The organism is Methylobacterium sp. WL119, assembly GCF_008039875.1.
In the GTDB taxonomy this organism is placed as follows: Bacteria; Pseudomonadota; Alphaproteobacteria; order Rhizobiales; family Beijerinckiaceae; genus Methylobacterium.
Window position 1 is genome coordinate 1 of sequence record NZ_VRUU01000055.1, and the last position, 21,644, is coordinate 21,644.

Genomic DNA, 21,644 nt, shown 5'->3' on the forward strand with positions numbered 1-21,644 from the left:
GGGTGGGCCTCGCGGCACCGAAGGTCGGGAGAGGGGGGCGACCTCTCCGGATACGGCGTTCCCCTCTCCCGACCCGCTTCGTGGGCCACCCGCCCCCGCACAGGGGGGAGGGATGAGCGCCGGGGGCCATCACGCCGCGTCCTCCGCGCGGTACGCGCCGGAGCGGCCGCCGTCCTTGGCGAGCAGGCGGATGCCCTCGATCCGCATGCCGCGGTCGGCGGCCTTCACCATGTCGTAGACCGTGAGGCAGGCGACCGAGACGGCGGTCAGCGCCTCCATCTCGACGCCGGTCGGGCCCTGCACGCGGACCTCCGCCGTGAGGCGCAGGCCCGGCAGCGCGTCGTCGATCTCGCAATCGACCCGGACCTTGGTGAGCAGGAGCGGATGGCAGAGCGGGATCAGCTCGTGGGTGCGCTTGGCCGCCATGATCCCGGCGAGGCGGGCGGTGCCGACCACGTCGCCCTTCTTGGCATCGCCCTCGCGGATCAGCGCCAGAGTGGCGGGCAGCATCACCACCCGCCCCTCGGCGCGGGCGGTGCGGGTGGTCGCGGGCTTGTCGCCGACGTCGACCATGTTGGCCGCGCCGGTGGCGTCGAGGTGCGTGAGGCGGGGTTCGTCCACGATCAGCCCTTCGCCTTCTTCGCGGCCTTGGGCCCGAACAGCAGGTCGTGCGTCGCCGCCGTCACGTCGTCCTGGCGCATCAGGCTCTCGCCGACGAGGACGACGTTGAGGCCGTGGCGGCCGAGCCGGGCGACGTCGGCATGGCCGCCGATGCCGCTCTCGGCCACCGCGATGCGGTCGGGCGGGATCTCGGCGCCGAGCGTGATCGCAGTCTCGAACGAGACCTCGAAGGTCTTCAGGTTGCGGTTGTTGACGCCGATCAGCGCGGTGCCGAGCGGGATCGCGCGGGCGAGCTCGGCGGCGTCGTGCACCTCGACCAGCACGTCCATGCCGAGCTCGTGCGCCGTCTCGACCAGGGCTTCCGCCTCGTCGTCGTCGAGGCAGGCCATGATCGCCAGGATGCAGTCGGCGCCCCAGGCCCGCGCCTCGTAGACCTGGTAGGGCTCGAACAGGAAGTCCTTGCGCAGCACCGGAAGCCGGCAGGCCTCGCGCGCCTGGGTGAGGTATTCGGGCCGGCCCTGGAACGAGGGCTCGTCGGTGAGCACCGAGAGGCAGGTGGCGCCGCCCTTCTCGTAGGCGGCGGCCAGCGCGGCCGGGTCGAAATCCGCCCGGATCAGGCCCTTGGACGGCGAGGCCTTCTTCACCTCGGCGATCAGCGCCGGGCGCCCTTCCGCCACGTGCGCCCGGATCGCGTCGGCGAAGCCCCGCGGCGGCGAGGCCTTGGCGGCGCGCGTCTCCAGCTTGGCGAGCGGCACCCGCAGCTTCGCCTCGGCGATCTCGCGGCGCTTGTAGGCCTCGATGCGGGCGAGCACGCTCGAGCGATCGGTCGCCGGCGGCTCGGTCGGAGGCGGCGGTTCGGCGAGGGCGTCGGTGGCCATCGGTATACCCTATCCGTTCGAGACCGCGACGAGGCGGGCCAGCGTCGCGCGGGCCGCCCCCGAATCGATCGCATCCTGCGCCCGCGCGACGCCGTCGGCGAGGGCGTGCGTCAGGCCTGCGACCACGAGCGCGGCGCCCGCATTCAGAACCGCGATGTCCCGGTAGGCGTTGCGCGTGCCCGACAGGACGTCGGCCAAGGCGCGCGCGTTGTGCTCGGGATCGCCGCCGCGCAGCGCCTCGAGGTCGTGCAGCGGCAGGCCGACGTCCCGCGGATCGACCGCGAAGGTCGAGATCCGGCCGTCCTCCAGCGCCACCACCTGGGTCGGGCCGGTGACGGTGATCTCGTCGAGCCCGTCCGAGCCGTGCACGGTCCAGACCCGGCGACTTCCGAGCTCGGCGAGGACCTGCGTCAGCGGCTCGGCCCAGGCCGCCTGCGACACGCCGAGCAGCTGGCATTCGACGCCGGCCGGGTTCGAGAGGGGCCCGAGCAAGTTGAAGATGGTGCGCACCGGCAATTCCGAGCGCACCGCCGCCACGTGCCGCATCGCGCCGTGGTGGGTCTGGGCGAACATGAAGCACAGGCCGGCCTGCGTCAGGCACCGGCTCAGGCCCGCCGGGTCGAGCCCGAGCCTGACGCCGAGCGCCGCCAGCACGTCGGCCGCGCCCGAGCGCGAGGTCGCGGCGCGGTTGCCGTGCTTGGCCACCGGCACGCCGCAGGCGGCGGTGACGATCGCGGCCAGCGTCGAGACGTTGTAGCTGCCCGAGTGGTCGCCGCCGGTGCCGACCACGTCGACGCTGCCGGCCGGCGCCGCGACCCGGACCATGCGCGCGCGCATCGCCTCGACGGCGCCGACGATCTCGTCCGGCGTCTCGCCGCGGACCTTGAGGCCGACGAGGAAGGCGCCGGCCTGGACGGGCGTGACCTCGCCCGACAGCAGGTCGTCGAACGCCGCGCGGGCTTCCGCCCGGTCGAGGGAGAACCCGGCGGCGACCTTGGCGAGATGGGGCTTGAAGGATTCCATCGGCTCGACGGGCGACGCGTTCGCGGGAATCCCGCGTCAATGCACGCCGGGACGGGCCTTGTCACGTGCCTGGTCCCGCCCGCGCGCCCGGTTCCACGCCGTCGCGATGTCGAGGAAGTTCTGCAGGATCCGCGTGCCGTGATGCGAGAGGATGCTCTCGGGGTGGAACTGCACGCCGTGCACCGGCAGGTGCGCGTGCTCCAGGCCCATGATCAGGCCGTCGGCCTCGGCGGTCACCGTCAGCGCCTCGGGGCAGCCGGCGCGATCGACCACCAGCGAATGGTAGCGCGTCGCGTCGAAGCTGTCGTTGAGCCCGCGGAAGATGCCCTTCGCGCCGTGGCGGATGGTCGAGACCTTGCCGTGCATCGGCGCGGGCGCCCGCACCACGTCGCCGCCGAAGGCCTGGCCGATCGCCTGGAGGCCGAGGCAGACCCCGAAGATCGGGATCTCGCCCGAGAGCTCCCTGACCGCATCGAGGCAGATGCCGGCCTCGTTCGGGGTGCAGGGCCCGGGCGACAGCACCAGGGCGTCGGGCGCGCGCGCGCGGATCTCGTCGACCGTCACCTGGTCGTTGCGCACCACGTCGATCGCGCCGCTGAGCGGGCCGATCAGATGGACGAGGTTCCAGGTGAAGGAATCGTAGTTGTCGATGACGAGGACGGAGGGCGTCGGCGCGGGTTCCATGACCGACGATCTGGCCCGGCCGGCGGCGCCGGTCAAGGCGCCGGGCGCGTCTGCCGCTTCACGCCGGTCAGGCCGCCACCCTCGGCCCGACCAGGGCGAACAGCGTGCCCTGCGGATCCTTGGCCTGGATGATCCAGGCGCCCCCCGGCACCGCGTGCGGGCCCTGCAGGACGGTGCCGCCGGCCGCAGCGACCCGCTCGGCCGCGGCGGCGATCGATTCGACGGCGATGTAGAACAGCCAGCACGGGGCTGCCGGCATCGGCGAGGTCATCATCCCGCCGAGGTCGACCCCGTGGCGGGCGAAGACCTGATAGGTGCCCATCGGCCCCATATCGACCGCCATGGACTTTTCCCAGCCGAACAGGCCGGCATAGAAGGCGAAGGCCGGTTCCCCATCGCGGGCGTGCAGCTCGTGCCAGCCGAACGGGCCGGGCGTGCCCGGCGGCGGCATCGGCGGCGGCGTCCCGTCGCCGCGAAACAGCGCGAAGGCGGCGCCCTGCGGGTCGGCGGCCGTGCAGAACCGGCCGACGCCCGGGATGTCGCGCGGTCCGAAGGTCACGCGCCCGCCGGCCGCCGTCACGCGCGCGGCGGAGGCGTCCACGTCGGCGACCGCGACGTATCCGAGCCAGCCCGGCCGCGCGCCGGCGGGGGGCTCGCATCCGGTCGGGGCCATCATCCCGCAGATCCGGACGTCGCCCGCCCGCGCGATGCGGTAGTCGACCCCCGGCATCCCCGCATCGGCGATGCTCCAGCCTGCGACCGCGCCGTAGAAGGCTTGGGCCGACGCGATATCGGGCGTCGTCAGCTCGTACCAGACGAAGGTGCCCGCGTGATCCGCCACGGCCTCGGCTCCCGGAACAGGCGCGTTTGTCGCATTGCGATTTGCGTTGATATCAACGCAATTTGACGGATGTCAACCGTCGTCCCCTTCGCGACCACCGCCGTCGTCCGCGAGACGTGCCTTTGCCTGCACACCCAGCGCGCGGCCCGCGCCCTCGGTCGCCGCTTCGACGACGCGCTGCGGCCGCTCGGGCTGACGAGCGGGCAGTTCTCGCTGCTGATGTCCCTCAACCGGCCCGAGCCGGCGCCGATGGCGTCGGTGGCCCGCCTGCTCGCGATGGACCGGACGACGCTCACCGCCGCCGTGAAGGTTCTGGAGCGGCGCGGCCTCGCGACGGTCGCCGTCGATCCGAAGGACCGGCGCGGCCGCCTCCTGGCCTTGACGGAGGCCGGTCGCGCCAGCCTCGTGGCGGCGGTGCCGGTCTGGCGCGAGACGCACGCGGCCGTCGATGCGGCGCTCGGCGGGGTCGATGCGGATGCCTTGCGGACCGCGTTGCGCGCGCTCGGCTGAGCCTACTGACCGCGCTTCGCCTGGGCCGCGAAGCGCACCGCGTCCTCGGCCGCGCGGAACAGGGCGCGGGCCTTGTTCACGCATTCCTGCTGCTCGGATTGCGGATCGGAATCGTAGACGATGCCGGCGCCGGCCTGCACGTGCATGCGGCCGTCCTTCACGATCGCGGTGCGCAGGACGATGCAGGTGTCCATCTCGCCGCGCGCGCCGAAATAGCCGATGCAGCCGCCGTAGGGCCCGCGCTTCTCGCGCTCGAGCTCGTCGATGATCTCCATCGCCCGCACCTTCGGTGCCCCCGAGACCGTGCCGGCCGGGAACCCGGCCGCGAGCGCGGCCAGGGTGTCGTGCCTCGGGTCGAGGTCGCCCTCGACGTTCGAGACGATGTGCATCACGTGGCTGTAGTATTCGAGGAAGAACGAGCCGGTGACGGTGACGGTGCCGAGCCGGGCGACGCGGCCGACGTCGTTGCGGCCGAGGTCGAGCAGCATCAGGTGCTCGGAGCGCTCCTTGGGGTCGGCCAGCAGCTCGTCGGCGAGCGCGCGGTCCTCGGCCGGCGTCGCGCCGCGGCGGCGGGTGCCGGCGATCGGCCGGATCGTGACCTTGCCGTCGCGCACCCGCACGAGGATCTCGGGCGACGAGCAGACGACCTGGAACTCGCAGAAGTCGAGGTAGCACAGGAACGGCGCCGGGTTCGTGCGCCGCAGCGAGCGGTAGAGCGCGATCGCCGGCAGGGTGAACGGCGCCTCGAAGCGCTGCGACAGCACCACCTGGAACACGTCGCCGGCGGCGATGTATTCCTTCGCCTTGGCCACCATCGCGAGATAGGCCTCCGGCGAGGTGTTCGAGACCGGCTCGGGCCTCGCGACCGCGGCGAGGTCGACCCGCGCCTCGATCGGCAGCGGGCCTTCCAGCGCCTCGGCGATCCGGTCGAGGCGCGCCAGCGCCGCCTCGTAGGCGGCCTTCGCCGTCACCCCGGCCGCCGGGCGCACCGGGCAGACCACGGTGATCAGGTCGCGCACGGAATCGAACACCACCATCACCCGCGGGCGCACGAGGATGGCGTCGGGCACGTTCAGCGGGTCGGGATTGGGCTCGGGCAGCCGTTCCATGGCACGGACCATGTCGTAGCCGAGATAGCCGAACAGGCCGGCCGCCATCGGCGGAAGCTCGGAGCCCTCGCCCTCCACGATCGCGCTCTCGGCGATCAGCGCGCGCAGCGACTCGAGCGGCGCGCGCGCGTCGGCGACGAAGGCGGAGAGGTCGTCGCGGGCGAGTGCGGCGCGGCCGTCGCGGCAACGCCAGGCGAGGTCGGGATCGAGGCCGATCATCGAGTAGCGCCCGCGCACCACGCCGCCCTCGACCGATTCGAGCAGGAAGGCCGGGCCGGAATGGCGGCTGCGCAGCTTGAGGAACGCGGCGACCGGCGTCTCGAGGTCGGCCACCAGCGTCAGGTCGAGGAGGACCGGGCGACCGGCCTCGTAGGCCGCCGCGTAGGCGGCGTAGTCGGACGCGTCCGCCATCGGCCCTAGTACTCGCCGCCGATCGCGCGCCGCAGCGCCGCCTGGTTGACGCTGACGCCGGCGTTCTTCTGCACCTCGGCGATGTATTCGCCGAGCACGTCGTCGGCCAGCGCGGTGCGGAAGTTGCCCTCGATCGTCTTGTCCGCCGGGCTGCCGGCGACGAAGGCCGGCATCGTCGCGGCCTCGACCTTGTAGACCGCGCGCGCCTCGCCGGACGCGGCCGAGCCGGCCTTGCCGACGGCGGTCGCGAAGATGCGGTTGACCACGTCGACCGTCAGCGCGTCCTTGGCCTGGTTGCGGGCCAGATCGTCGCCCTCTTGCGGGTTGACGCCGATCTCGGTGCCGAGCGCCGCGAGGGTCTCGCCCTTGTCGAGCCGCTCGGCCAGAGCCTTGCCCTTGGCCTGCAGCAGGCGCGACACCTCGGCCTCGCGCCAGCCTGCGGCGACCGCGTCGCGGACCTCGTCGAGGGGCTTGTCGTGCGCCGCGTCGATCTTGGTCACGTCGTACCAGACGTAGCCGCCGGCCTTGGTCCGCAGCGGCTCGTTGTCGCCGCCGATCTCGGCGCGCAGCAGCGCCGGCAGCGTCGTCTCGGAATCGGGGATGCCGGCCACCGTCCGGCCCGCCGGATCCTTGCCCTGCGCGTCGACGCCCGCGATCGTCACGATCGGCAGGTCGCGCTCTTTGGCGATGTCGGCGAGCGGCTTGGCGCCGGCGCGCTGGTCCTCGATCGCGTCGTGGATCTTGTCGACGCCGTCGCGGGCCCGCGCCAGCGCGATCTGCCTGCGGATCTCCGGCTCGACCTCGGCCAGCGTCTTCACCGTCGCCGGCTCGATCGCGGTGACGTGGAGGAGCACCGTGCCGAAGCGGCCCTTCACCGGCTGGCTGGTGCCGTCCTTGTCGAGGCCGAAGGCGGCATCGGCCACGGCCGGATCGAACAGCTCGGCCCGCGTCAGCGTCCCCAGGGTCAGGTCCTTGCCGTCGGTGCCGCGCTCCTCCGCCACCGCGGCGAAGCTCTTGCCGTCGGCGATCGCCTTGCGTGCCGCCTCGGCGGCCGCGGCATCGGGGAACACGATCTGCTGGATCGTGCGCTTCTCGGGCGCGCCGAAGCGCGCCTTCTCCTGGTCGTAGGCCTTCTGCACCTCCTCGGCCGAGACGGCGTCGGGCTTGGCCATCGCCGCCGGGTCGAGCACCAGCAGGGTCGCGGCGCGGTATTCCGGGGCACGGTAGGCCGAGCGGTTTCCCTCGTAATAGGCCTTCAGCGCGTCCTCGCTCGGCGCCGCGACCTCGCCGGCGGCCGAGGGCGGCAGCATCAGGTAGGCGGCCTTGCGCCGCTCGGTGGCGTACCGATGCACCGCCAGGCGCATCGCCTCCGGCACGTGCAGGTCGGCGGAGACCGCCTCGGCGAGCTGCAGCCGCGCGATGACGGCGCGCTGCTCGCGCACGAACATCGCCTCGTTCAGGCCGGCGCGCTGGAGGGTCTGGTAGAACAGCGCCGACTCGAACTGGCCTTGCGCGTTCTGGAAGCTCTTCTCGTCGTGGATCGCCCGGATCACCGAGGCGTCGGGCACCGCGAGGCCGAGATCGGAGGTCTTCTGGTCGAGCGACGCCTCGGTCACAAGCTGGGACAGCACCTGCCGGTCGACGCCGAGCGCCCGCGCCTGATCCGGGGTCAGCGTGCGCCGCATCTGCGTCTGGTAGCGCTGGAGCTGGTTCTGGTAGGCGGTGCGGACGGCCTCGGCCGTGATCGGCGTCTTGCCGACGGTGGCCACCGCGGTCGACGAGCCGCCGCGGAAGAACTCCTCGACGCCGAAGACCGCGACGCCCGCGATCAGGAACGTGAAGATCACCGTCAGCACGATCTTGCCGAGCCAGTGCTGGCTCGCGTTGCGGATGTTCTGCAGCATTCTCTTAGCTTACGCGCGCTCGGATCGCCGGAGGCATCCGGCCCTGTCGGGCGCCGCGAGGCGCCGTCCTTCGATCCGCCCGCGATAGCCTAGTCCGCACCGGCAGGCAAAGGCCGCCGCCGAGCCTACTGCGTCAGGCGGGTCATCTTCACGGCGCGGTCGAGCATCGCGCTCAGCGAAGCGTTGATTTCGTCCGCCGAACTGGCCGTGAAGAAGAAGCCCGGCGAGGCGCAGCTCTTGAGCGGGGTCGAGAGCGTCGGGCTGAATTGGTTGACCTGATTGTTCTCCCAAGCCGTATAGGTTCCGTCGTTGGTTGAGTTGATCGTAATATAGGGGATGTAGAGGACTGAGATTGTCGCGCCGGCGTTCTTCAGCACTGTGCAATTGGACGGGTCCATTTGGGCGGGGCTGGAACCGTCCCACCACGCGTTGGCATAGCCGTTGAACTTCGATGGGTTTCCAGGATACGTGTACTTTCCGTTCTTCCAAAGATAGTAGTGTTGACCGTTCTGCATGCCGTCCGTGATGAGAAACACGAACGGCTTCGGGTTGCTGGTGGACGAGCCATCACCGTAAGCCGAGATGGTCGACTTCATCTGAGGCAGGGCGACCTCGAAATGCGTCCCGCCGCTCCCCGTGCCGGTGCTCGGATCGCCGTTGACGGAGAGCTGGGTGGTGTTGGTATCGAGAAGATTGGTGAACGCCATTGGCGGTTGCTTCGTGCATTCGGCCGCCGTGTTCGCCGTGGCAAGGTTGCTGGAGAGCGGAGAAAGCGTCGCCAACTGATTGATGAACGGATAGATGCCGACCCGGTACTGGTTCGGGACGATCATTTGGCTCGTGGCACGCTGAAGCAGCGAGCAAACGGCATTGTTGACAGAATCCGAACGCAATTGAATCGGTTTCGGTTTGTGATTGACTGCCAGGTTCCACCCGTTGGCTCCGGGCCAGTGGCAAGCGAACATGCATCCCTGTTTGGAATCGGTGAGCGTCGATTCGACGTTCATGCTGGCGAGCAGGTTCATGTCGCTCGCCGAGGTCGGCAGCCCCATCGATCCCGACACGTCCACCATCACGTAGAAGTCGAGGTAGCTTGCGAGGTCGGTCGACGCGGTCACCGTATTGGCGAGGGGGGTCGTCGGCGTGCGGAAGATCCGGCCGAAGGTGTTCGTCACGGTGGCGGTGTAGGCGACCGTCGACGTCAGGGATTGGCCGTCCGGGGCCAGCTGCGGCGTCTGCAGCGTGTAGGTGGTGAACGGCACCTTCCCCGCGTTGACGTTGAAGACGTTGGTGGCCTGGGTGATGCCCGCAGCGATCGCCTTGGCGGTGAGGTTGGGCTGGCCCTGGTTGGCGGCGATGTAGGCCTTGGCCGTCGCCACGGCCGCGACCGCGGCCGCGTCCGCCGCGCCGTCGAGCTTCGTCTTGTTGGTGATCGCGACGCCGTAATCGACCCCGAGCCCGATGAGCCCGACCAGCGGGATGAGGCTGAGGCCGAAGATCATCGCGACGTTGCCACCCCGTGCCTCCGCAAAGCTCGGACGCGAGATGGCGTGCCGGTCTGCCCGGCGAAGGCGGTTCAGTAGCCAGAACATTTCGTGGCGATCCCGTCGCTGTTCGCGGTGTCGTAGTTCACGAGGGTGGCGTAGCGCGGCTGGACGTAGACCGAGCGGGCGATCTGGCTGCCTGAAAAGAACTTGGCGCCGAAGGTCGGCTTGAAGGTGAATGCCACGTCGATGACGATGATCGAGCCGGGACCGTAGACCGAGCGCGGCAAGGTTCCGACGTTCGGCGCGGCGGTATTGTCGGCGGGCAGCAAAGGCGTCCCGCAGGAGCGCTGGGTGCTGCCGGACGTGCCCGTGCTCGTCCACACGACGTTGGCCGTGTAGCAGGCGCTCATGTCGGCCGGGTCGTTGCAGGCGGTCGACTTCTGCGTGAAGGCGACGCTGGCGTACTTGATGGTGATGTCGTTCGACCAAAGCACGTTCTGCCGGGCCGCATCCTTCATGACGTAGGGGAACAGCACGAGCGCCGAATCGAAGCTGAAGTGAAGGTCGGTCGCGTTGACCGTGGCGATCGTGGCCCCCGGCGGCGGCGGCACCTGTGAGATCATCTGGCTGATCGAGTGCGCGACGAGCTCGACCTTGCGCGTCGCGTTCACATACGTGACCAACTGGATGCCGCCGAGCATCAGCGCGAGCAGCACCGGCAGGACGAGCGCGAACTCGACCGCCGACAGCCCGCGCCGGTCGTCGCGGAAGCGTTGCGTGAGGGATGGCCGACGGGGTGCCATCAAAACTTCTCGTTGCGGAATGCCGCCGTCGAGATCGCCAGGTAGCTCGTGGAGCCGTCGGTGCCGAGCATGGATGCGAAGACGCTCGGCAGGACCGAAATCGGGTAGATGACCTGCAGGTACTGATAGTCTCCAGCATTGCCGAGATCGTACTGGCCCGATCCGCTCGTCTGGGACGGCACCAGGAGGCCGCTGACGTCCGGCTTGACGAAGGCGTAGTAGCCGCTCTTCGCGCCAAAGGTCGGCTGCACTTTGTAGAGGTTCACCACGACGTTCCCGCACGACATCACGGCCGGCAGCCTGCTGCAGAGCGCGGTCTTGAACGTCGCCTGATCGATGCCATTGATCTTGGCTTTGCCGATCATCACCTGCCGCGCGGCCTGACTCGTCGCGTAATCGAGCCGCTGGTTGACGAACATCACCAGGGCGACGGCCATGACGAAGGCGATCGTCAACAGCAGCATCGGCGCGACGAGGGCGAATTCGACCGCCGTCGCTCCGCCTCTCGCCTGAAGGAATGTCCGTGGACCGCGCATGCGCCGTGATCGCATGTCAGGAATTAAGGCCGATCTAACATAAGGTAGCCGTTTTCGGCCTATCGCCCCTCCGCCTCGCCGGCATCCCCCGCGCGGGTGTCCTCGGTTCTTTCGATCCATCGCGTCTCGGCATGCCGCCCGTCCCCGGAGCGGGGGCCGGGTGATCTTCGTCGCGGATCGTCTCCCGGCGCGGCCGATCCGGTTTGCGCCCTCATGCGGGCTCTGGTAGCCCCGGCCCACGCGTGCGCCGGCAGGCGTTTGGGACGGCAGGGACATCGATGATGCGTTCGGGACGGCGGCCCCTGGTTGCGGGCAACTGGAAGATGAACGGCACCCGGGCCTCGATCCCCGTGGTCGACGCGGTGCGGACCGGCCTGTCCCCGGCGCTCGCCGAGACGATCGACCTGCTGATCTGCCCGCCCTCGACGCTGATCTCGGCCTGCGTCGCCGCGACCTACGATTCGTCGATCGCCATCGGCGGCCAGAACCTCCATGCCAAGCCGAGCGGCGCCTTCACCGGCTCGATTTCCGCCGAGATGCTGGCCGACCTCGGCGCGCGCTACGTCATCGTCGGACATTCCGAGCGCCGGGCCTACCATCACGAGACCGACGACGGCGTCCACGCCAAGGCCCTGGGCGCCCGGCGCGCCGGCCTGTGCGGCATCATCTGCGTCGGCGAGACCATGGAGGAGCGCGAGCAGGGCCGGGCCCTCGACATCGTCCGGGCGCAGCTCGCCATCGGCACGCCGAAGGGCGCGACCGGCGCCGACACCGTGATCGCCTACGAGCCGGTCTGGGCGATCGGCTCGGGCCGCACGCCGACGGCGCGCGAGATCGCCGAGGTCCACGCCTCCCTGCGCGAGATGCTCGACAAGCTCGTCGGCGAGGAGGCGGCCAAGATCCGCATCCTCTACGGCGGCTCGGTCAAGCCCGGCAACGCGCGCGAGCTGCTCTCGGTGGAGAACGTCGACGGCGCGCTCGTCGGCGGCGCCAGCCTCGTCGCCGAGGATTTTCTGGGAATCTGCGCCGCCTACGCCTGAGCGATCCGCGCCCGCTCAGATCTTGTAGGCCTGCCGGGCGAGCAGCCGCCAGCGGCCGCCGTCCCGGTGCCAGACCTGCATCACGCCGATGCGCACCGGCGCGGTCTTGCCGCCGGAGGTCGCCTCGCCGCTGAACACGTGCCGGGCGATGGCGTCCTCGCCGACGACCGAGACCGAGCGGTCCGACAGGACGATGCTTGGGAAGGCGGAGCGCCCGCTCGTCAGCGCGTCGACGAAGGCCGCCTTGCCCTGCACGGCGCCGCTCGAATGACCGTAGCTCAGGCCGTCGAGCACCAGCGCGTCGAGGGTGGCCGCGTCCGGCGCGAGCAAGGCCGCGGTCAGGGCGTCGACCGCCGCCTCCACCTCGGCCTCCGGTCCCGCCGCGCCCGCCGGGGCGGCCCGGGCGACGGAGGCGGCGAGCGCCACGGCGAGCACGAGGCGGCGTGAGATGGGCATGGCGTCATCCTCCGGTCCGAGGCGGCCGATCCGAAGCGCCGCTCTTCGCGCCCGCCTTTGAGCACGCGGAGCGATCGTCCGGGGAGCCGGGCGGCTGACATCGGCGCGCCGATCGTCACGTTTGGCGCCCGCACGCTTGTGGTGTATGCCCCCGGCAGATTTGTAGCCGGTGCGATGCAGCTCCGGCCGTCGTGTCCGGCTCCCCGTCCCAGCGAACGGCTCCCGGGACCGGCGCGCGCAAGAACGATTCCGGAATTCCGATGCAGACCGTCCTGATCGTCGTCCATCTCATCATCGTGCTGTCGCTGATCGGCGTGGTGCTGCTGCAGCGGTCCGAGGGCGGCCTCGGCCTCGGCGCCGGCAGCAGCGGCGGCGGCGTCTCGGGCTTCATGACCGGGCGCGGCCAGGCCAACGCGCTGACGCGGGCCACCGCGATCCTCGCCGCCCTGTTCTTCGTCACCAGCCTGACCCTGGCGGTGATGTCGCACCGCTCCGCCGCGCCGAAATCGATCCTCGACGGCGCCAACGGCACGACGCAGCCGGCCGGCCAGCCCGCGGGCGCCGACAACCTGCTCGACACGTTGCGCCGGCAGAACAACGCCCCGGCCGCGGGCACCCCGGCGGCGCCCGCCGCGCCGGCGGCCCCGACTCCGGCCCAGCCGGCCGTTCCGGACGCGCCCCAGTCGCGTTGAGTGCCGCGATCGAATCGGAGCGACGCAGCCGCGCCGTTCGATCGGGCAAAGGAAACTTAACGCTCCCGCCCTAGGCCGGCCCAATCCAGCATTGTGCGAATTCCGTGGGAATCGCGCGGTGCGGGTGGCATGCCGTTTGGCGAATCGCCCAGCCTTCTCTATGGACCGAGGCCCATGACGCGGTACGTTTTCATCACCGGCGGCGTGGTCTCCTCGCTCGGCAAGGGTCTGGCCTCGGCGGCGCTCGCGGCGCTGCTCCAGGCGCGCGGCTACTCGGTCCGCCTGCGCAAGCTCGACCCCTACCTCAACGTCGACCCGGGCACGATGAGCCCGACCCAGCACGGCGAGGTCTTCGTCACCGACGACGGTGCCGAGACCGACCTCGACCTCGGGCATTACGAGCGCTTCACCGGCGTCCCGGCGACGCGTGCCGACAACATCACCACCGGCCGGATCTACCAGGACATCATCGCCAAAGAGCGCCGCGGCGACTACCTCGGCGCGACGATCCAGGTGATCCCGCACGTCACCAACGCGATCAAGGACTTCGTTCGCGACGGCAACGACGCCTTCGATTTCGTGCTCGTCGAGATCGGCGGCACGGTCGGCGACATCGAGGGCCTGCCGTTCTTCGAGGCGATCCGCCAGCTCGGCAACGACCTGCCGCGCGGCTCGACCGCCTTCGTGCACCTGACGCTGCTGCCCTACATCCCGTCCGCCGGCGAGCTGAAGACCAAGCCGACGCAGCACTCGGTGAAGGAGCTGCGCTCGATCGGCATCCAGCCCGACATCCTGCTCTGCCGGTGCGACCGGCCGATACCCGCCGACGAGCGGCGCAAGCTCGGGCTGTTCTGCAACGTGCGCGAGACCGCGGTGATCGAGGCGCGCGACGTCGCCTCGATCTACGACGTGCCGCTCTCCTACCGCGAGGCCGGCCTCGACCGCGAGGTGCTCGCGCATTTCGGCCTCGCCCACGACGGCGAGCCGGACCTCTCGCGCTGGCGCACGATCTCCGAGCGGGTGAAGAACCCCGAGGGCGAGGTCACCATCGCCATCGTCGGCAAGTACACGGGCCTGAAGGACGCCTACAAGTCGCTCACCGAGGCGCTGATCCACGGCGGCATCAGCCATCGCTGCCGCGTCAACCTCGAATGGATCGAGGCGGAGGTGTTCGAGCGCGAGGACCCGGCCCCGTTCCTCGAAGGCATCAACGGCATCCTGGTGCCCGGCGGCTTCGGCCAGCGGGGGGCGGAGGGCAAGATCCGCGCGGCGCGCTTCGCCCGCGAGCGGAAGATCCCGTATTTCGGGATCTGCTTCGGCATGCAGATGGCGGTGATCGAGGCGGCCCGGTCGCTCGCCGGCGTGCCGGACGCGAACTCGACCGAGTTCGGCGACACGGCCGAGCCGGTGGTCGGCCTGCTCACCGAGTGGCTGCGCGGCAACGAGCTGGAGCAGCGTGCGGCCGCCGGCGACCTCGGCGGCACCATGCGGCTCGGCGCCTACGATGCGACGCTGCACCCCGACACGAAGATCGCCGGGATCTACGGCAGCACCCACATCTCCGAGCGCCACCGCCACCGCTACGAGGTCAACATGGCCTATCGCGAGCGGCTCGAGGCCAAGGGCCTGCGCTTCTCCGGCCTGTCGCCGGACGGGCTCCTGCCCGAGACGGTCGAGCATGTCGGCCACCCGTGGTTCATCGGCGTGCAGTTCCACCCGGAGCTGAAGTCGCGTCCCTTCGCGCCGCATCCGCTGTTCGAGGGCTTCGTCGGCGCCGCGATCGAGCAGAGCCGCCTGGTGTGAGGCGGGACCGCCCGTGATGACCTCGATCTCCGGGCTGCCCGCCTTCCTCGGCTACGGCGCCATCGCCTGCGGGCTCGTGGCGCTCTACCTCGGCGTCTACCTGACGACGACGGCGCACCGCGAGATCGCGCTGATCCGGGCGAACAACGTCGCCGCCGCCACCGCGCTCGGCGGCAGCTTGCTCTGCTACGCGCTGCCGCTGGCCGTGGCGATCTACAACGCGCAATCGGCCCTCGACTGCGTGATCTGGGGCCTCGTCGCCCTCGTCGTGCAGATCCTGATCTACTTCCTGGTCCGGATCGTCCTGCCCGACCTGTCCCGGCGGATCGCGGCGGGCGAAGGCGCCGCGGCGATCCTGCTCGCCTCGGCCTCGCTCGCCGGCGGCGGCGTGATCGATGCGGCGGCCATAACCTACTGACGAGCCCGCGATCGTGATCCGCCGAGCGAGCGGCGCCAGGCGTCGCGGATCGCGCATCGGGCGCCGCGGCGGGGCCGGCCGGCGAAGCTGGACGATCTTCTCAAGGGCCGCCGGCGTTCCTACATCCGGGCCTCGCGGCGTTCTGCCGCCAGGGAGCCGGGCCGTCCGAGACGGTCCGAACGATCATGGCCTCGTCCATCGAACGGTCCTCGAAGCGCTCGACCACCGTCGCGCTCGTCCTCGTCGCCGGCGCCGGCGCCACGGCCCTCGCGCTCGGGCGGTACGATCCCTCGCAGCGCGAGGAGGACGTCCTGGTCTACGGCGGTCCCGACGCCTGCATCCGCGGCGGCATTCGGACGGAGACCGATTGCCGGAGCACCTACGCCACGGCGCTGGCGGCCTATCCGGAGGCGGCGCCGCGCTACCTCTCCCTGGCCGATTGCGAGGGGCATCACGGCACCGGGCATTGCGTCGACGGAACCGCCGTGGCGACGAGCGCGGCCGGCCGCTTCGTGCCGATGCTGGCCGGCTACGTCATCGGCCGCCGGATCGAGCAGGCCCTCGCGCCGCAGCCCGTCTACGATCATCGCCCCGGCCAGGCCGGGGCGGCGTATTCCGGATCGGGCGGCTACCGCACGAGCTGGGGCGGCCGCGTCGTCACCGGGAGCGGCGGTGCGTCGTCGCGCGCGCGCGTCGCCTCGTCCGCGGTGCGCCCGGCCGCCTTCGGCGGGTTCGGCGCGACCGGCCGGGGCTTCGCCTCCCATGGGATGGCGGGTCACGGGAGCGGCGGCTGATGCGCCGCATCGCGATCGGCGAGCGGCCGGGCTGGCGTGCGAGCGCGCGGGCCAACGGCTTCACCTTCCACACCCTCGACGGCGCGCCCTACTGGGACGAGAGCCACGCCTACGCCTACGCCTACGCCTTCACGCTCGGCGAGATCGAGCGCGACATCGAGGCGCCTGGCACCGAGCTCCACGCGCTGTGCCTCGCCTTCGTCGCCGACGCGGTTGAGGACGCGCGCATCCTGGCCTCCCTGGCGATCCCGGAGGCGATGTGGGACGTCGTGCGCACCAGCTGGCGCCGCGGCGACCCCTCGCTCTACGGGCGGCTCGACCTCGCCTACGGCGGCGAAGGCACCGGCCCGGCCAAGCTCCTCGAATACAACGCCGACACGCCGACCGCGCTCTACGAATCCGCGGTGTTCCAGTGGCTCTGGCTCGAGGACCTGCTGCGGCTCGGGCGGGTGCCGGCGAGCTCGGACCAGTTCAACGCCGTGCACGAGCGCCTGATCGAGCGGTTCCGGGCGGTCGGCGGCACCTGCCTGGCCCTGGCGGCCTACGCCGACGCGCCCGAGGACCGCGGCACCGTCGCCTACCTGGAGGATTGCGCGCGCCAGGCCGGCCTCGCGACCCGCTTCCTCGACCTCGGCGATATCGGCCTTGCCGCGAGCGGCGCCTTCGTCGACCGGACGGAGGCGCCGATCGCGACCCTGTTCAAGCTCTACCCGTGGGAATGGGCGTTCGCGGATGCGTTCGGCGAAGCGCTCGCCGCGACGCCGACGCGGTTCCTCGAACCGCCCTGGAAGGCGGTCCTGTCCAACAAGGGGCTGCTGCCGCATCTCTACGCCCGCGAGCCCGGCCACCCGAACCTGCTGCCGGCCTATTTCGAGGACGACCCGCAGAAGGCGCGGCTCGGCACCTCGTTCGTCAAGAAGCCGCTGTTCTCGCGCGAGGGCGCCAACGTCCTGATGGTGCGCGACGGCGCGGTGCTGGCGCAGGATCACGGCACCTACGGCGCGGGCGGCCATGTCCGGCAGGCGCTCGCCGAGCTGCCGTGCTTCGACGGGCGCCACGCCCTCGTCGGCGCCTGGATCGTCGGCGACGCCTGCGTCGGGATCGGCCTGCGCGAGGCGGCCGGCCCGATCACCACCGACGCGGCGTTGTTCGTCCCGCACGTCATCCTGCCCGGGTGAGTGCGCCGATGACGCGCTGTGCAAAGCGCGCCCAGCGGCCTATCTGAGCGGGCGTGACGGACATCCTCTTCTACCATCTCCAGAACCAGCCGCTCGAAGCGGTGCTGCCGAACCTCGTCGAGAAGTCGCGCGAGCGCGGCTGGCAGGCGGCGATCCAGGCGGCGAGCGAGGAACGGCTCCAGGCGCTGGACGATCACCTCTGGACCTTCCGCGACGACAGCTTCCTGCCCCACGGCACCGATCGCGAGCCCGACGCGGCGAGCCAGCCGGTGGTGCTGACCTTGCGCGACACCAACCCCAACGCCGCCGCGATCCGCTTCCTCGTAGAGGGTGCGGACCTGCCGCCGGATGCGGGCGACTACGAGCGGATCTGCGTGCTGTTCGACGGCACCGACCAGGATGCGCTCCTGCGCGCCCGCGAGCAGTGGAAGGCCGCCAAGGCCGCCGGCCACGCGGTCGCCTACTGGCAGCAGGACGACGGCGGCCGCTGGCTGAAGAAGGCGTGACGCTCCCCCGCGACTGGAATGCAGGACCGACCATGCCGATCATGAAAATGGCGCGCGTTCTTCCCTCTCCCCTTTGCGGGGGCGGGTACCCTGCGGAGCAGAGGGGGAGAGGGGAGCGCCGTATCCGAAGAGGTCGCGCCCCTCTCCCGGCCCTCGCTGACGCGAGGGCCACCCTCCCCCGCAGAGGGGGGAGGGGGTTCGCGGCACTCGTCGCGCTTCTCTTCGCGATCGTCCCGCTTGCGGCGGCGGCCCAGGCGCCGCAGCGCGGGCCCACCGAGGCGCGCGCGCCGGAGGGAAAGAAGCTCCCGCCCGACGTCACCACCGAGCAGAGCGTCACGCTTCCCAACGGCCAGAAGCTCGATTTCACCGCGACCGCGGGCAGCCTGCCGCTGGTCGACGAATCGGGCAAGCTGCAGGCCGAGATCGCCTTCGTCGCCTACACCCGGCCCGCGGCGGCCGGGACGGTGCGGCCGATCACCTTCGCGATCAACGGCGGGCCGGGGGCGGCCTCCGCCTACCTGAACATCGGCGCGATCGGGCCGTGGCGCCTGCCGGCCGACGGCGCGAGCATCAGCCCGTCGCGCTCGGTCGCGCTGGTGCCGAACGACGGCACCTGGCTCGACTTCACCGACCTCGTCTTCATCGACCCGGTCGGCACCGGCTACAGCCGCGCCGCGGACGGCGACGGCAAGGCGTATTGGAGCGTGGAGTCGGACGCCTCGGTGCTGTCGGCGGCGATCGCCCGCTACCTGCGCGTCAACACCCGGATGGGCGACCCGAAATTCTACGTCGGCGAGAGCTACGGCGGCTTCCGGGGACCGCTCATCGCGGCCAAGCTGCAGGAGGACATCGGCGTCGGCCTGTCGGGCCTCGTGCTGCTGTCGCCGGTGCTCGATTTCGGCACCCTGGCGCCCCCGCGCGCCAACCCCTGGGGCAACGTCCTGCGGCTGCCCTCCTACGCGGCCGGCGCCCTGGAGCGGGCCGGCACCGTGCCGACTCGCGAGACCCTGGCCGACACTGAGCGCTACGCCACCGGTGCCTACCTCGCCGACCTGCTCAAGGGGCCCGACGACGCGTCGGCGGTGGCGCGCCTGACCGAGCGCGTCGCCGCGCTGACCGGGCTCGACCCGGCCTTCGTCAAGGCGCAGGGCGGCCGGCTGTCCTCGAGCAGCGTCCAGCGCGAGGTCGACCGCGCGTCGGGCCGCGTCGCCAGCGCTTACGACACCGGCGTCTCGGGATGGGACCCCGACCCGACCGCGGCGCATTCCGGCTTCGACGACCCGCTACTCACCGCGCTCCAGGCGCCGCTCACCAGCGCGATGATCGACCTCTACGCGAAGACGCTGAACTGGCGGGTGACGAACCTGCGCTACGAGCTCCTGAACACGGCCGTGAACCGAGGCTGGAGCTGGGGCGGCGGCCGCTCCGCGCCGGAGGCGGTCGGCGCCTTGCGCGGCGTGCTGGCGCTCGACGGCAACGTCCGCGTGCTGGTGGCGCACGGCTTCACCGACCTGGTGACGCCGTACTTCGCCTCCAAGCTACTGATCGACCAGATCCCGTCCTACGGGGCGGAGCCGCGGCTCTCGCTGGCGGTGTACCCCGGCGGGCATATGTTCTATTCCCGCCCCGATGCCCGGGCGGCGTTCAAGCGCGACGTCTCCGCCCTCTACGCCGCCGCGCTGAAGGCGCGCGAGGCGACGGCCCCGAACCCGCAGCGCAAGGAGGCGCCGTGACGTTGCCAGATCTGCGGACCCTCGCCGGCGCCGGCCTGATCGCGGCCGCCCTCCTCGGCGCCTGCACCGTGACCGAGCGGACATCCCCGCCCGCGCCCTCGGAGATCGTGCCGATCCCGCCGCGCGTGCCCGCGGCGGCGACCTTCACCGGCCCGGTGCTCGCGCCGGACGGATCCTGCACCGGTCCGGCCCCGGCGAGCGCCGCCGCGATCGAGCCGGGCATCGGCGAGTGCGACCTCGTGCGGCTGAAGGGCCGCCCGCCGGTGGACGTGCTGGTCGGGGAAGGCCGCGCCGGCCGCGAGGTTCAGGTGCTCTACACCGAGCCCGGCGCGAAGGAGCTGTACTTCTTCGTCAACAACAAGCTCGACCGCGTGGTGAAGTAGCTCAGCGCACGCGCCACACCGCGAGGACGTCGCCGCCGAGCGGCAGCCGCTTGAGCCAGTCGGCCTGCGCCTCGCCGCGCATCAGCCGCGTGGCGAAGGCGGGGCCGTCGAGATCCGCCTCCGGCCGTACCCGGCAGGCGACCACGTAGCGGACGCCGTGCGCCGCCACCTGCCGCCGCAGGTCGCCCTCGCTGCCGCCGAGCCCTTCGATCGCCGCGGTGAGCCCTGGAACCGCCCGGTGATACGGTGCGGCGACCACCGCGTGCGGCGTCCGCATCAGGATCGAGGGCCCCATCACGATCGGCGCCAGCACGGTGCCGGGGGGGAGGGCCGCCAGCGGCGTCACCGCGTCGTCGGCCTGGCAGGCGAAGCTCGCGGCCGTGGCGGACGTGTCGCCGCCGTCCCGGATCAGGCCGGCCACCACGACCGGGATCATCCAGGCGGTGCTGATGAGCCCGACCCCGAGCGCGGCGAGGCCGAGGCGCAGGCGCGGCGCGGCGGCGCGGTCGGCCGCCAGCGCCAGGCCGCGGGCGAGCGCCGGACCCGCCACCAGTGGGATCAACCCGGAGGCAACGTAGATTCCGCGGAACTGGAACCAGCCGATGACCAGCCCCGGCCACAGCAGCAGAGCCGCGACGCCGTAGGCGCGCCGATGCGCCGCCGGTCCCCGGAACGCCGCCCAGGTCGCCGCGAGCGCCGCCAGCGCCAGCACCGGATAGTAGACCAGCACCTCCCACCGCCGGCCGGCGAGGAATTTCGGCACCGAGGACATCTCGTTCACCGTGAGCAGCCAGCGGTCGCGGACCAGCGGCGTCATCCCCGGGAACGGGCCGCCGAGGCAGACCGGGAACAGGAGGGCGAAGCCGCCGACGAGGACGGCGCCGGTGGCCGCGACGGCCGCGAGGCGGCCGCCGACGGAGCCGACCCGGCGGTCGAGCCCGGCGCAAGCGAGCGCGGCCGCGCCGCCGCCGGCCGCCAGCCAGAGCCAGGGCGGCGAGAGCGCGTCGCAGGCGGTCGCGCCCCAGAGATGCGGCGCGGTCTGCGCCCCGAACAGCAGCGGCGCCGCCAGCCCGAGGCCGATCCCGAAGCCGAGGAAGGCCGGCAGGGCGGGGCGCCCGCGAAGCACCCAGTCGCCGACGGCGAACAGCGCGCCGAGCGCGACGGAGGGCAGGCCCTCGAGCCCGATCGCCAGCGACAGGGCCGCCAGCGCCCCGGCTCCGGCTCCGGCCCGGCCGCCGCCACGGATCAGGCCGATGGCCATCCCGAGGATCGCGATCATCTGGAGGTTGTGGTGATCGATCCGGCCGGCGGCGAACTGCACGGTGACGCCGAAGGTCTGGGTCGCGGCGAGCAGCGCCAGCACCGCCGCCCGCTTGCCGAAGGTCGTGCGCACGCCGGTCCACAGCACCGCGGCGTAGACCACGAACAGCAGCGGCGGCCAGAACGCCGCGACGATCCCCTCGGCGAGCCCGGAGCCGAGCAGGGGCGTCAAGACGAGGAGCAGGCCGGCCAGCGGCGCGTCGAGCAGGCGCGACCAGTGGCTCGGCACGCCGCCCGGCGGCAGGAAGCGGTACTGGACGTTGTCGTACCAGCCCTGGCCGGCGGCGAGGTCGCGCGCCTCGACGAGGCGCATCGCGTCGTCGGTGTCGGGCACGCGCAGGTGCCGGATCGTCTCGATCACGTCGCCCGGCGGATACAGCGTGACGGCGCAGAACAGCACCAGCAGCCACAGGATCGTCCCCGCATCGAGGCGTGCCGGCTTCCGGGCCGGAAACGAAGCTGTGGCCGCCATCGCGCCTCTCCGGTGCCCGCCGGCCGCTCCGGCCGCGACGGG

Annotated in this window: 22 protein-coding genes; 10 read left to right on the forward strand and 12 right to left on the reverse strand. The window is 71.7% G+C overall.

What is annotated here, in order from left to right:
- Positions 1-129: 129 nt before the first annotated feature.
- The 5 genes from moaC to FV227_RS18325 form a co-directional block, all read right to left on the reverse strand.
- Entirely contained in the window at positions 130-573 is a 444-nt protein-coding gene (moaC, locus tag FV227_RS18305) for a cyclic pyranopterin monophosphate synthase MoaC (protein WP_243933985.1), read from the reverse strand.
- Between the two features lie 50 nt (positions 574-623).
- Positions 624-1,499: an indole-3-glycerol phosphate synthase TrpC gene (trpC, locus tag FV227_RS18310; RefSeq protein ID WP_147729089.1), complete on the reverse strand. Its 876-nt coding sequence runs from the start codon at positions 1,497-1,499 to the stop codon at positions 624-626.
- 9 nt (positions 1,500-1,508) lie between these two features.
- A complete protein-coding gene (gene trpD, locus FV227_RS18315) occupies positions 1,509-2,522 on the reverse strand; it encodes an anthranilate phosphoribosyltransferase (protein ID WP_147729088.1) in 1,014 nt (337 codons plus the stop codon).
- Between the two features lie 36 nt (positions 2,523-2,558).
- The gene (locus FV227_RS18320; protein WP_147729087.1) at positions 2,559-3,206 is read right to left on the reverse strand and encodes an aminodeoxychorismate/anthranilate synthase component II; all 648 of its coding nucleotides are present in this window, start codon (positions 3,204-3,206) and stop codon (positions 2,559-2,561) included.
- A 67-nt stretch (positions 3,207-3,273) separates the two neighbouring features.
- Entirely contained in the window at positions 3,274-4,047 is a 774-nt protein-coding gene (locus FV227_RS18325) for a VOC family protein (protein ID WP_147859620.1), read from the reverse strand.
- A gap of 69 nt (positions 4,048-4,116) precedes the next feature.
- Here FV227_RS18325 and FV227_RS18330 point away from each other — a divergent pair, with 69 nt between their 5' ends.
- Positions 4,117-4,557: a MarR family winged helix-turn-helix transcriptional regulator gene (locus FV227_RS18330; RefSeq protein ID WP_147729893.1), complete on the forward strand. Its 441-nt coding sequence runs from the start codon at positions 4,117-4,119 to the stop codon at positions 4,555-4,557.
- A 2-nt stretch (positions 4,558-4,559) separates the two neighbouring features.
- Here FV227_RS18330 and trpE read toward each other — a convergent pair whose 3' ends face one another.
- The 5 genes from trpE to FV227_RS18355 form a co-directional block, all read right to left on the reverse strand.
- On the reverse strand, positions 4,560-6,077 hold the full coding sequence (gene trpE, locus FV227_RS18335) for an anthranilate synthase component I (protein ID WP_147859621.1): 1,518 nt from the start codon (positions 6,075-6,077) through the stop codon (positions 4,560-4,562).
- 5 nt (positions 6,078-6,082) lie between these two features.
- On the reverse strand, positions 6,083-7,981 hold the full coding sequence (locus FV227_RS18340; protein WP_147728019.1) for a peptidylprolyl isomerase: 1,899 nt from the start codon (positions 7,979-7,981) through the stop codon (positions 6,083-6,085).
- 125 nt (positions 7,982-8,106) lie between these two features.
- Complete coding sequence (locus FV227_RS18345) at positions 8,107-9,573, reverse strand: pilus assembly protein TadG-related protein (RefSeq protein ID WP_147859622.1); 1,467 nt, start codon at positions 9,571-9,573, stop codon at positions 8,107-8,109.
- The gene (locus FV227_RS18350; protein ID WP_147728021.1) at positions 9,558-10,271 is read right to left on the reverse strand and encodes a TadE/TadG family type IV pilus assembly protein; all 714 of its coding nucleotides are present in this window, start codon (positions 10,269-10,271) and stop codon (positions 9,558-9,560) included. Before FV227_RS18350 ends, FV227_RS18345 begins: the two co-directional genes overlap by 16 nt.
- Entirely contained in the window at positions 10,271-10,807 is a 537-nt protein-coding gene (locus FV227_RS18355; RefSeq protein ID WP_147728022.1) for a TadE/TadG family type IV pilus assembly protein, read from the reverse strand. The genes FV227_RS18350 and FV227_RS18355 overlap by 1 nt, the downstream gene beginning before the upstream one ends.
- Before the next feature lie 278 nt (positions 10,808-11,085).
- Here FV227_RS18355 and tpiA point away from each other — a divergent pair, with 278 nt between their 5' ends.
- Complete coding sequence (tpiA, locus tag FV227_RS18360; protein ID WP_147728023.1) at positions 11,086-11,847, forward strand: triose-phosphate isomerase; 762 nt, start codon at positions 11,086-11,088, stop codon at positions 11,845-11,847.
- A 15-nt stretch (positions 11,848-11,862) separates the two neighbouring features.
- On the opposite strand, the gene FV227_RS18365 is transcribed toward tpiA, so the two are convergent.
- Complete coding sequence (locus tag FV227_RS18365) at positions 11,863-12,303, reverse strand: nuclear transport factor 2 family protein (protein ID WP_147859623.1); 441 nt, start codon at positions 12,301-12,303, stop codon at positions 11,863-11,865.
- A 260-nt stretch (positions 12,304-12,563) separates the two neighbouring features.
- On the opposite strand from FV227_RS18365, the gene secG reads away from it, so the two are divergent.
- From secG to FV227_RS18405, 8 genes are all read left to right on the forward strand, one after another.
- Positions 12,564-12,995: a preprotein translocase subunit SecG gene (gene secG / locus FV227_RS18370; protein ID WP_147859624.1), complete on the forward strand. Its 432-nt coding sequence runs from the start codon at positions 12,564-12,566 to the stop codon at positions 12,993-12,995.
- A gap of 174 nt (positions 12,996-13,169) precedes the next feature.
- Positions 13,170-14,798 carry a CTP synthase gene (locus tag FV227_RS18375; RefSeq protein ID WP_147729175.1) on the forward strand — a complete coding sequence of 543 codons (1,629 nt, stop codon included), beginning with the start codon at positions 13,170-13,172 and terminating at the stop codon, positions 14,796-14,798.
- Between the two features lie 16 nt (positions 14,799-14,814).
- On the forward strand, positions 14,815-15,216 hold the full coding sequence (locus tag FV227_RS18380) for a DUF350 domain-containing protein (RefSeq protein WP_147729176.1): 402 nt from the start codon (positions 14,815-14,817) through the stop codon (positions 15,214-15,216).
- Between the two features lie 185 nt (positions 15,217-15,401).
- Entirely contained in the window at positions 15,402-16,010 is a 609-nt protein-coding gene (locus tag FV227_RS18385; RefSeq protein ID WP_147859625.1) for a DUF1190 domain-containing protein, read from the forward strand.
- The gene (locus FV227_RS18390; RefSeq protein WP_147728856.1) at positions 16,010-17,188 is read left to right on the forward strand and encodes a glutathionylspermidine synthase family protein; all 1,179 of its coding nucleotides are present in this window, start codon (positions 16,010-16,012) and stop codon (positions 17,186-17,188) included. Before FV227_RS18385 ends, FV227_RS18390 begins: the two co-directional genes overlap by 1 nt.
- 53 nt (positions 17,189-17,241) lie before the next feature.
- Positions 17,242-17,694 carry a DNA polymerase III subunit chi gene (locus tag FV227_RS18395; protein ID WP_147728855.1) on the forward strand — a complete coding sequence of 151 codons (453 nt, stop codon included), beginning with the start codon at positions 17,242-17,244 and terminating at the stop codon, positions 17,692-17,694.
- 32 nt (positions 17,695-17,726) lie between these two features.
- A complete protein-coding gene (locus tag FV227_RS18400) occupies positions 17,727-19,427 on the forward strand; it encodes a peptidase S10 (RefSeq protein ID WP_246686528.1) in 1,701 nt (566 codons plus the stop codon).
- Between the two features lie 38 nt (positions 19,428-19,465).
- Complete coding sequence (locus tag FV227_RS18405) at positions 19,466-19,810, forward strand: hypothetical protein (RefSeq protein ID WP_243948459.1); 345 nt, start codon at positions 19,466-19,468, stop codon at positions 19,808-19,810.
- Between the two features lies 1 nt (position 19,811).
- Here FV227_RS18405 and FV227_RS18410 read toward each other — a convergent pair whose 3' ends face one another.
- Positions 19,812-21,602, reverse strand: coding sequence for a hypothetical protein (locus FV227_RS18410; protein WP_147859626.1), 1,791 nt, complete (start codon positions 21,600-21,602; stop codon positions 19,812-19,814).
- Between the last annotated feature and the right edge of the window lie 42 nt (positions 21,603-21,644).